Here is an 11290-nt window from a genome sequence, read left to right as displayed (position 1 = left end):
TATACACAAAAATATCTTCTTTTACTCCAAAACTGCCAGTATTCAATTTTCAATCTGCATTGGAATTAGATGATTCTAATTCCGAGAACTTATTTTTGTTAACTTTTGCTATTTTCTTAGTCCGTATTGCATATATAACTGTTGTACCTCAGCCAGACTCTTCATACCAGAAACCGAATCTATGGCCGACAAATTGGCAGCTGCAGCAGTATTAGCTATCTTAAGAGCCTCTTCCATACTCCTTTTCTGGTACAGACTCAGCAGCATCCCTGCACAAAAAGCATCACCTGCTCCCACGCTTCCTTTGATGTAATCACTTGGCAGACTCAAGGATGGGCAGTAATAATACTGCCTTTTATTGTTCATGGCCCAAGCACCCTCAGGAGCATGGATAATGACCCAATCTCTGACTCCCAGATCAAGAATCTTTTCTCCAGCTGCCCACAATGCCTCATCATCAATCTTCTGTAAACATCCACGAATCACAAGGCCCGTGATTTTGCCGGCTTCAATCTCATTAATAATCAGATAGTTGAGATATTTAAGACTTGGTGTGACGATTTTGGCAAAACGATCTCCTTCTTCACTGACCACGTCCATCGAAGTTGCAATACCCTTCTTCTGGATCCTGTGCAGCACACGTGCCATCACAGTTCCATAGTACTCGTCTTCAGCATCAAGTTCATCCAGTAAAAGAGCATATCCAATATGAAAAATTCCTTCATACAGACGGTCATATGGGATATCCCCGGCTGTTAACAAACGATTAGCGCCCCGAGCCTGAAAGAAAGTTCGGTCACCACCTTTTTCTTCAGTCATCACATCTGTAAAGGAAGTATAAGAATCGTCCGTTTCCTTTACATCTGAAATATCAATCTTTCTTCTCTTCAACTCGTTTTTCAAGTATCTGCCATCCTCATCTCTTCCAATCATACCGATACATTTGAGCGGCAGTGTATCATCAAGTGCTGCTAGATCACACAACGTATTAGGTACACACCCACCCACGCTCTTCGAAATATCCGAGATATTGCACAGCATACCTTTCTGTGCGTAAACGTCGATTTTTTTGACGTAATCAACAAGCATACTGCCAGCGATATTGATTCCTCTCTTGTTCATCTGTTCCCTCCTTACATGGCATAACTCCTTCCTTATAAATATTAGTAAAACACCTTTACAATTAAATGTCAATATCCTCAAAAACTTTTTCAGGGAACTACGGATTTTGATTGTCAAAAATGGGAATACAAACTAAGAAATGTCAATGTTTTTCTTACTAAATCCCAATTATAATTATACAAAAAAATACCCCGCTGTAAGTTTACACTACAGTCGGGTATTTTCTTATGTATATAATTCTATATTTTCTGGCCTAATTCTTTAATTTATCCTCAAAAATCTCCACAATAGTCTTTTCCGTCCCTGTCATTCCAGGGGATGCGATTAGTCCCATATTTCTCATGGTCTCTTCCGGAGTCTTTCCGTTGATTCCATGTACATCACAGATATAGATCCCGCTCATTGCAAAATCTACTGATTTATACGCAGCATCTACAGCGGCGATTCCTTTCATGGTACATCCTTGATTTCCACCATCGCAAATCATTCCAGTAATGCTGCTTGCCATGTTATTCAGTGTATGTGCCATTATCTCCACTGTGCCGCCGCGCAGATACACGAGTGCACATGCCATACCGGACCCTGCAGCGATCGCGCATCCACAGAATGCGGATAATCTTCCGGAATATTCTTTGATAAACATACAGACCAGATAGCTCAGCGCAGTTGCGCGGAGGAGTTTCTCTTCTGTATAACCATTCACTTTATATGCCGCATACAGAGGCATGGTCGCGATTATCCCATGAGCCCCTGATCCTGTAATGCTCATGGCCGGTTTATCCAGCCCAATCACTCTCGCCTCAATTGCTGCATTACACATCAAGGACGCCGTCGACTGCTCATTTTCAGATACTTCCTTTCCTCCATTTAATTCCAGCAGATGCCTTGCAAAGGTAGTTTTTGGATTCTTAAGCCCCTCATGGAACAGCTCCAGGTTCACCTTATAGGCCTCTTTTATAAAACTGATTTCCTCAATATCCACTGTGGTAATATAATCATAGATCTGCTGCAGGGTATACTGGTGAATAGAATGACCTTCTTCCGAAGTCTCTGCATCCTCTGACTTATTCTCATCTTCCGTTTCCAGTTCTGTCTTACCATTTACCGTTATCTTGGTAATATTTGTATGCGAATCACGTATGCTCACAACTGCCTTGTCGGTCACGGTCTCCACAGTCGCTTCAATAAAGATTCTGCTTGTAATCCCACTCAATTCAACTGTAATTTTCCCTTCATCTATCAGCCTTTGTGCTTCTGTATTATCCGCCTCTTTCACATCAGCCAGAGCCTCCAAACCCTTCTCTGCATTTCCGGCAACATATCCAAGGGCGGCTGAAAATACATTTCCTACCTCCTTGCTATTGGGAATCCCACAGGTAAATGCATTTTTATACATTCCGCTGTTCATTGCAACGTTTACTCTTACGAGCTGCCCAGCCGTATAGCTGCGTGCCTTAGCCACTGCGAAGGCGATAGCCCCCGGCTCTGTAACTCCCAATGCAGGTTTCATATCATCCTTAATCATTTGTGATAGTTCATGCATAATTCATTTCCTCCTCTGCCAAATTCATTCATTTTTGTTATTTTCTATCTCCGTTCTTTGTTAATCTTAGCTGTCTAACTATTTCCTACTTTTCCTACTTTTGTTTTTTCTCACGGACTATTTCGCCGTCTTTTCCCTCAAATGTTCTGTCCCAACCAGTGATACATGTTACAAGCATAACCACCCAAATCGCCCAGCTGTAAAATGCTGTAAACATCATATCGGTCGGAGCAAGAGTCGGTAGAAATGGGTATGTATCCATCATTGTAGAGAGCCCGCCCAGCAAAAGCAGTACACATCCTCCAAACGGCAGGAAGAACGGGAATGAGCAGATTGCCGTTGCCAGGATATTCGCTCGTCTGTACGGGTGCAGATTGTTCTTTTTACCTACAGCATTGATAAATGGTGCGACACAGATATTTGCAATTGTATTAATCGCTGCAATCAAAATGCCAAAGATTGTAGCAAGTGAAAAGATGGCAATATCTGCACCTCTTGGGGACTTGATCACGGTATCGTTCAGCCAGTCAACAGTTTTATCCATGCATCCACTCTTAACCAGAAGATTTCCCATTGCCACAACCATAATCAATAGGATGGAAACGGTAGTCATACCTGCAACACCTTCAGGTATTGCACCAATCAAGTTTCCGTCTTTCATGGTTACAATTGCTGAAAGCCCAAATAAACCTGATGCTAGACCGATCACGATAGCTGTAAAAATACCGGTTCCCAATGCTGCAAAGATATTTACACCTTTAATCGCAAGAAAGATTACAATTGCAGTAGGAATCAAAAGGAGAAGCCCCTTCGGATTCTGGTACTGTGCAAGCATCTCCGCTGCCATTGCAGAATCTGTAGACTTTCCTGCGCCCCCGAAGATAAAGAATAAAACTATAGCGATAGCAGCCGCTACAAGTACGAATTTGGTTCTTGTCCTGACTGTGCCTCCGATATCAGCCGTTCCTTCTTTATTTACGTACTCCTGGCTTGTTGCCGCTATAATCGTCGTATCGGAAACCGGTGCCAGATTATCTCCGAAAGCTGCTCCAGATAAAATTGCTCCTGCCAAAACTGCCGGTTGTGAACCTAACAGAATTCCTGCCGGATACAGGATAAAACTCATGGTAGAAATCGTACCAAAACCGGAGCCTGTCGCCATTGCGAAGATTGCTGCAAATATAAATGCTGCCACGGTAAATGCCGCACCGCTTACACTCAGTTTCACACTCAGCCATACAAGACCTTCCACGATATGTCCGCTTTTTAAGATATTGCCATAAATGCCGACTACCAACCATAGCATAACAGCGGTCATACCAACCTTAGAGCCCAACCCTTCCAGTACTGCATCCCAGTATTGTTCCAAATTCTTTGCAAACAGCATGCCGACCAGCAGGCCAATAACACCGGCACCAATCATCATGTTCAGATCCGCCGCATTAAAAAATGAAAGCGTGATTGTTATGACTATAAATATAGCAAATGGGATCAATGCACAAAAACTGCTTCCACGAAATTCCAACCTTTTTTCTTCCATATAAATCTCCTCACTTCCGTAATTACTCTGTTTTCCTTCCCTCTTAGTTAAACTGCAACCGCTTCAATCTCTACCTTTGCATTCCTGGGCAGCCTGCCTACCTGAAATGCAGCTCTTGCCGGATACGGGTCTTCAAAAAATTCCTGATATACTTCGTTGATTGCACTGAAATCATCCATATCCTGAAGATATACTGTCGTCTTAACAATCCTATCCATACTATATCCTGCCTCTGCCAATATGACTTTCGTATTCGTCAGTGACTGCCTAGTCTGAACCCGGATATCCTCGGACGGTATCTCTCCTGTCGTGCAGTCGATCGGCAACTGGCCTGATACATATACCGTGCCTTCCGATTTGACTGCTTGTGAATATGGACCGATAGCTGCAGGTGCCAGTCTCGACTCCAGCTTATATTTCTCCACTTTAATTCCCCCTTTCCTTTTTCAACTTTTGTTTATCAACCTTAATATAAAAATACTCCTTGTAGGAGAAAATTGCAATAATTTTTTATCAAAAAAAATAATTTATTATTATTTTTATAGTTTTATTGACAACTTATCAGTAAAAATGTATATTAGCTTTTGATACAGGTGAATAAGACTTATGGAAATATATAAAGAAAGGATAAACAGTCAAATCATTTCCAGCATCTGATTTGCGTTTTTCTAATGCAGATTTCTGCATAGAAAGGCTGGGTACAGTTATGACCAATAGTGAGATACTTAACTTATTTGTTTCACTCGTAAACTTTCTGGGAGAAGCAATGGGAAAAAATGCGGAGGTTGTACTACATGATGTTTCACATCCTGAACACTCTGTCATTGCAATCAGCCACGGCTACCATTCCGGAAGAAATATCGGAAGCTCTTTGACAGATTTTGCTTTTAATATAAAAACAAACCGAGAGTACGTAGGACAGGATTACCTTGTCAACTACCGGGCAACTTCAAGAGGAAAAGATTTTATTGCCTCCACATACTATATTAAAAATCAAGGGAAGCTGATTGGAATGCTGTGTATTAATGTGGATACCAGTACAACTAAGAACTTTTATGAGTCTACCAGACAATTTATCGAAAGTTTTAATCTCGGTCCGGTTATCTCTGCAGGGAAAGAAACAGATGTCATCGAGGAAAATCTGGATTTATCAATCGCATCCTATGCGAATTCGATTATTGCCAAAACAATCTCAGAATCCAACATTCTGCCGGAACGCATGACAAGAGATGAAAAAATGCAGATCGTATGGGAGCTCGCCGAACAGGGAATTCCCCGTATGAAAGGCGCTATAGTGGAGATTGCCAGACAGCTCGATATATCTGAATCGACAGTCTATCGGTATATCAGCCAGAGAGAAAAGAACAGCTAGATGTTCACTTTACTGCAAATACTGTCACGGCACCTTATCCCTTTTTATAAAATTAGACACCATACAGGAATTGTGAATAGAGACAATATCGTTGAAAATACAACGCACTCTGTTGCAAAAATATAATTTATCTATGCTCCAGATATTTTGATTATAAAAATTTATTTAGAATTAAAAAAGACAAGGGTACTGAAATATTAAAAATAAGGTCAAAGAAATGCAAGATGCGTTAAAGCTATGAAGGATGAATCACTTCCACCCCAAGCTTATTGACCTGTTTGATTTGATATTCTAAGAATTTTTTCAACTGTGCTTTAAATGGGGAGGGTAGCTGCTGCGGCAACTTGTCCTCCTAATATCGGATTTTTCTCATATAAAGACACATCATGGCCTTTTTCAGCCGCAACTTTAGCAGCTTCTAACCCACCTGATCCTCCGCCTACTATCACTACTTTCTGCGGGTTTTCAGTTTTTAGAATAGGAAATGTTGCTTCCAATCCGACAGTTGATCTGTCTTTTTGTATTACCTGCAATTAAATTAGTATCGCTGCCCAAAAGAAAAGGGCAGGCAGATATAATCTTTAAAAGATGCTTTTACTCCTCCTTAAAACGGGGCTTTAGGCCTTCCGGATTTTCTTTATTTTAACTCCATTCCCTTTGAGGAACAGATCGACTACAACAGCTATAATCAACACGGCGCCCTGTACAATAAATTGATATACGGTTCCAATGCCCAACAGATTCATTCCATTTGATAGATTTCCCAATATCAGGGCTCCGATCAATGAACCGATCAAGGTTCCTTGTCCGCCCAGCAGACTGGTGCCGCCTAAAATGATAGCCACAATGATCTCAAATTCAATACCTGACAGACTCAAATTAGGATCTCCTGAGCCTATTCTGGAAGACATCAAAACACCTGCAATGGAGGACATTAATCCGGTAAGCACATATAAAGTACACTGAATCGTTTTTACTCTGACTCCAGATAGACGGGCCGTTTCTGCATTTCCACCAATCGCATATGCATATTTACCCAAAAGAGTTTTATTTAAAATAATGTAAAAAATTATAAATATAACCGCAGCAATGACAACCATCAGGGGAAACGGTCCGACATATTTGGATATCCACCCAAAATTCTCCGGAAGCCCCTGCACGATTGCATAGCTGTGGCTGAGGGCATAGGCAAGTCCTTTGGTGATATACCAGGTTCCAAGGGTCGCAATCATTGGCGGCACATTCGTTACCACAACCAGAAGACCACTGAATAGTCCTGTCACAGCACCCACAAGCAATGAAATCATAATGGCTACCGGTAAACTTACACCTGCTACACACAATTTAGCTAATATTACGCTGGTCAAGGCCATAACTCCGGCCGGCGATAAATCCATGCCTCCCGATATCATAAGTATTGTCGCTGCACTCGCAATAATAATCAGCGTAGATTCCTGGCGTACAATATTTATAAGATTATTAAAGTTTAAATATTTATCACTGATAAAAGATAATGCTATCATTATAACAACCAAAATAAATAATGTTGCCATTCTCTGCATCGTACTTACACTTAACTTAGCTTGCTTCATTGGACTCTACCCCCATAGCATATAACATAACTTGATCTTCTGTAATATGATCTCCGGACAGCTCTCCTGCAATGCTGCCATCTTTCATAACCAAAATCCGATTACTTAAATTAATAATTTCCATTAAATCTGATGAAACTACAATAACACCGATTCCTTCTCGGGCCAATTGATCAATCAATTGATAGATTTCAGCCTTGGCTCCTACGTCTATCCCCTGTGTCGGTTCATCTAACAGGAGAATATCAGGAGCTATACTCAGCCATTTTGCAATAACAACCTTCTGTGAATTTCCTCCGCTTAGACGCCCCACTAATTGCTCCTTGTTCGGTGTTTTAATATTCATCCTATTAATATAGTCTCTTGTTACTTTGTTTTCCTTTTTCTTTTTCAGGAATCCATGGTTGGCATTGAGCTGAGAATAAATCAACGTGAGATTTTCTTTTACACTGAGACACCGGATAATTCCCTGCGTTTTTCTGTCTTCTGGGACAAATCCAATTCCCTTTTTGATAGAATCCCGGGGAGAATTTATGTCAACCTTTTGGCCCTTCATATACACTTCTCCGGACATTTTAGCATCAGCTCCAAAGATTGCTCTTAGCATCTCACTTCTTCCGGAGCCAACCAAACCTGCAACACCAAGAACTTCTCCCTGGTATAGGGTGAAGGAAATATCTGAAACATTCTGATTATTTAAATCCTTAACCTTAAGCAGCGCTCCCTTCCGTTCACGTTTTCTGTCAGGGTATACAGCACTTAGTTCTCTTCCCACCATTTTTACAATTAGCTGGTCCATAGAAATGCTGTCACGCTCAAATGTTCCCACGTAGGTTCCGTCTTTGAGTACTGTAATCCGATCACCGATTTCATAAATTTCTTCCATACGGTGTGATATATAGATTATAGTAATGCCATCCTTTTTCAGACTGGCTATTATATCAAACAAAATACGCACTTCATTTTCATTGAGCATGGCAGTGGGTTCATCCAATACCAGTACTTTAACTTTCTGAGCCAGCGCTTTTGCTATCATAACCATCTGCTTCTGTGCAATGCTTAAAGTACCCATCACTGTATCTGGATTAACGCTAAGCCCCACTCTCTCTAAATAAGGCTTTACAAATTTTATATTTTCCTTTTTCAGGTTAAATCCTAGTTTGGCATTCTCCATTCCCAGAACAATATTGTCGACTATTGATAGTTTATCAACTGTATTCATTTCCTGATATACAACTGTAACCCCTAATCTAGATGCCTCGGATGGGTTTGTAATTCTTGTCTCTTTCCCATCCATAAAAATCTTCCCGCTTGTAATATCATAAGCTCCTGACAGAATCTTCATTAAAGTAGATTTGCCGGCCCCATTTTCGCCGACCAGACAATGTACTTCCCCTCTCTGTACCCCAAAGCTAATGTTATCCAGTGCCTTTACCGAACCAAATTTTTTGCTTACATTCCGAAATTCCAATACGATATCTTCAGCCATATTTCTGTGGAGGCGGCAGTCTGCCGCCTCCAGCCTCCTTATCTATGTCAGTTTACTCAAAGTTTTCTTTTACCCAAGAATCTGCCTGGTCCGGTGTAACACTCACTATTTCCATGCGTTCAGCATGCCCTTCTTTTGCTGGCAGATCACCGTCAAGTACGGATGAAAGCAATTTCCATGCTGTTTCTGCCATAATTCTCGGAGAGTTTCCTGCAACCGCCTTTAATGCGCTGTCTGGATTTTTAAGTTCAGCACAATCCGTCTCTGTGCCGTCTACACATGCTACCAGAGAATCTTCTACATTGCCTTTTCCATTTTCCTTCAACGCATCAAGGGCTCCAAGTCCCGAATCTGCATTAATACCAAAGATTACATTTATATCCGGATTTGCCTGAAGCATATCTTCTGCCGCTGAAAGCGATGTAGAACGTGAACCCGCACCGTCAACTGACTGAAGCACCTCAAAATCGGGATAAACTGTCTGAAATCCTTCTTCAAAGCCTTGAACCCGCAATGCGCATACAGGTGCGGAATATAGATCAACTGCCCCGCCCACAGGCTTTGTGTCCGGATGCTGCTTTTTCCAGTACTCTGCGGCAGCAACACCGGCAACCTTTCCAAATTCCTCATGGTCTGTTATTACCATAGGACAAATTTCCTTGTCAGGCTGCATATTATAAGTTACAACTGGGATGTCTGCTTCCTGCAGCTTTTTTACCTGAGTTGTCAATGTAGACGATTCCAGTCCACAGGTAATTACACCATCCGGCCTCATGGAAATAATATCATCAATAATATTATTAAAGGTTGTAACATCACTGTTGATGTCCATAACTGTTAAATCAAAATTGTTTTCCTCAGCCAGACGCTCCAACGTATGCTGAACATTAGACCAGAAATTTATTTGCTGGGATTGAACCGTTGCTACAATTTGAAGCTTGTCCTTAGAATCGCTTTCTGTTGAACTACTGGTGCCCGATTTTTGCGATTCGGAATTTGAATCCGAGGTCGTTTTTCCACATGCTGCCATAGACAGACACAATGCAATCATTGTTACAACTGCAACTATTTTCTTTATCTTCATAATATCCTCCATTTTTATCCTATAATTGAGAAATTAATTCATAAACTTTTTTAATAGAGACGGGTCCTTTTTCAATGGACTTTCATATACCGGATACTTGTTTACCTCTGGGATCGGAACAGGATCAATAATTGCCCCCTGCTGAAGCAGCCGTTCCTGAACCAGTTTTACGTCTATAGTTCTGACGGACACATCTGACTGTATGCTCATGGCACTGGCCGTTCCTGCAGCTTCACCCAGAGCCATACAAATTCCGGAGCACAGCACTCCGCTGGTGGCATCTTCCTCAGAAGACACACACTTCCCTGCAACCAGTAAATTCTCAATCTCTGTTTTGGGAACCAGGACTCCATAAGGTACTCCGTAGTAATCGCCCGGTGTTAAATAATACAAAAGATTCTGTCCTCCGACTTCCTGGCTGTGTAGGTCAATACCATAGGCAGTAATTGCAATTCGGTCTTCCATAACCTCTTGATTTAAAATAATTTCTTTAGTCATTGCTTTCTTGCCCACCAGATGAGGCTGACAGATGGTTCCCAATGCCGGAGCGGAATCTATGATATAGGCATCTTCAAAACCAGTCCATTTTTCCTTCAAAAATTTCAGCACCTGCCCGCATTGTTTTCTGCACTCAATGGTGCCGTTTGTATAATCCTCCGCACTGGTTTCGCTTCCAATATAGCGGGTCATTTCCACACGAAATTCTCCTTCTCTCGGCAGCGGGAAAAAGTTGACAGCACCGTAAGGCACATCTTTTACATTTGCTTTGTATGACGGTGTCACATTTTTGACATTTCCGACTCTAAACATCAAAGTCATGGAGCCCTTCTCGCCGACCCCTCTGCACTCTGCACCTGCTGCTCTTGCCATAACCAGATTGCCGCTGCAGTCGATGATTCGTTTTGCTAAAATCACCTGCCGTCCGGACCGGTTTTCAATTACTGCTCCATAAACCTTATTTCCCTCCATCAGGATATCTGTGACCATAGTATAAAAAAAGGTCTTCACACCATGCTCTTCCATTAATTCATCCGCTGAAAGTTTAAATGCCTCCGGATCCCAAGGTGTGATTTGGAGATCATTCTCACAGCGTGAACTGTCAAATGGATAATATTTGTTTGATTTTACCAGCTCATATCCTCTGATGGCTCCGCCTTTTTCTACCATACGATCCACCAGTTTTTCAAACACACCTTTCACAAGTATGTTATCTCCTGATACTGCAACTCCGGCTTCACAATTTGTAATAAAGCCATTTGTCAGCAAGCCACCCAGAGAGCCATACAAGTCAACGATGGCTGTGCTGGCGCCATTTAATGCAGCCCCGATGGCTGCTCCAATGCCGCCGGCCCCTCCGCCGACTACAAGCACGTCAACATCTGCAGCTACACCACACTCTTGTGCCGGCATTGTTATCTTCTTGTTCATAATCTAATAGTCCTCCTTTATTTTTATATAAGTTCTCGGAATTTCCAGCCTTCATTTTTCAAGGCTTTCCATCCCTTTATTTTAAAAATCACCCACCTTTTTTGCCGAAAACACTTGACA

General features: G+C 41.7%; 10 protein-coding genes. 1 reads left to right on the top strand and 9 read right to left on the bottom strand.

Annotated elements, in window-relative coordinates; all coding sequences use genetic code 11:
* Positions 1 to 108: 108 nt before the first annotated feature.
* From EDD59_RS17250 to EDD59_RS17235, 4 genes are all read right to left on the bottom strand, one after another.
* The gene (locus EDD59_RS17250) at positions 109 to 1122 is read right to left on the bottom strand and encodes a carbohydrate kinase family protein (protein ID WP_132384158.1); all 1014 of its coding nucleotides are present in this window, start codon (positions 1120 to 1122) and stop codon (positions 109 to 111) included.
* A 253-nt stretch (positions 1123 to 1375) separates the two neighbouring features.
* Entirely contained in the window at positions 1376 to 2665 is a 1290-nt protein-coding gene (locus EDD59_RS17245) for an L-cysteine desulfidase family protein (protein ID WP_132384156.1), read from the bottom strand.
* A gap of 94 nt (positions 2666 to 2759) precedes the next feature.
* Entirely contained in the window at positions 2760 to 4205 is a 1446-nt protein-coding gene (locus EDD59_RS17240) for a Na+/H+ antiporter NhaC family protein (RefSeq protein ID WP_132384154.1), read from the bottom strand.
* Between the two features lie 47 nt (positions 4206 to 4252).
* Positions 4253 to 4630, bottom strand: a complete 378-nt coding sequence (locus EDD59_RS17235; protein ID WP_132384152.1) for a RidA family protein — start codon at positions 4628 to 4630, stop codon at positions 4253 to 4255.
* Between the two features lie 281 nt (positions 4631 to 4911).
* On the opposite strand from EDD59_RS17235, the gene EDD59_RS17230 reads away from it, so the two are divergent.
* On the top strand, positions 4912 to 5577 hold the full coding sequence (locus EDD59_RS17230; RefSeq protein WP_279233376.1) for a helix-turn-helix transcriptional regulator: 666 nt from the start codon (positions 4912 to 4914) through the stop codon (positions 5575 to 5577).
* 314 nt (positions 5578 to 5891) lie between these two features.
* On the opposite strand, the gene EDD59_RS18355 is transcribed toward EDD59_RS17230, so the two are convergent.
* From EDD59_RS18355 to EDD59_RS17205, 5 genes are all read right to left on the bottom strand, one after another.
* Complete coding sequence (locus EDD59_RS18355) at positions 5892 to 6074, bottom strand: FAD-dependent oxidoreductase (protein WP_279233375.1); 183 nt, start codon at positions 6072 to 6074, stop codon at positions 5892 to 5894.
* A 120-nt stretch (positions 6075 to 6194) separates the two neighbouring features.
* On the bottom strand, positions 6195 to 7169 hold the full coding sequence (locus EDD59_RS17220; protein WP_132384146.1) for an ABC transporter permease: 975 nt from the start codon (positions 7167 to 7169) through the stop codon (positions 6195 to 6197).
* Complete coding sequence (locus EDD59_RS17215) at positions 7156 to 8658, bottom strand: sugar ABC transporter ATP-binding protein (protein WP_132384144.1); 1503 nt, start codon at positions 8656 to 8658, stop codon at positions 7156 to 7158. Before EDD59_RS17215 ends, EDD59_RS17220 begins: the two co-directional genes overlap by 14 nt.
* Before the next feature lie 52 nt (positions 8659 to 8710).
* Positions 8711 to 9742 carry a sugar ABC transporter substrate-binding protein gene (locus EDD59_RS17210; protein ID WP_165920996.1) on the bottom strand — a complete coding sequence of 344 codons (1032 nt, stop codon included), beginning with the start codon at positions 9740 to 9742 and terminating at the stop codon, positions 8711 to 8713.
* 33 nt (positions 9743 to 9775) lie between these two features.
* Positions 9776 to 11170: an FAD-dependent oxidoreductase gene (locus EDD59_RS17205; protein WP_132384140.1), complete on the bottom strand. Its 1395-nt coding sequence runs from the start codon at positions 11168 to 11170 to the stop codon at positions 9776 to 9778.
* Positions 11171 to 11290 lie beyond the last annotated feature (120 nt).

Source organism: Muricomes intestini, from assembly GCF_004346165.1.
GTDB classification, from domain to species: Bacteria; Bacillota; Clostridia; order Lachnospirales; family Lachnospiraceae; genus Muricomes; species Muricomes intestini.
The sequence above is the reverse complement of the archived record's forward strand: the minus strand, read 5'-3'. Positions and strand labels throughout refer to the sequence as shown.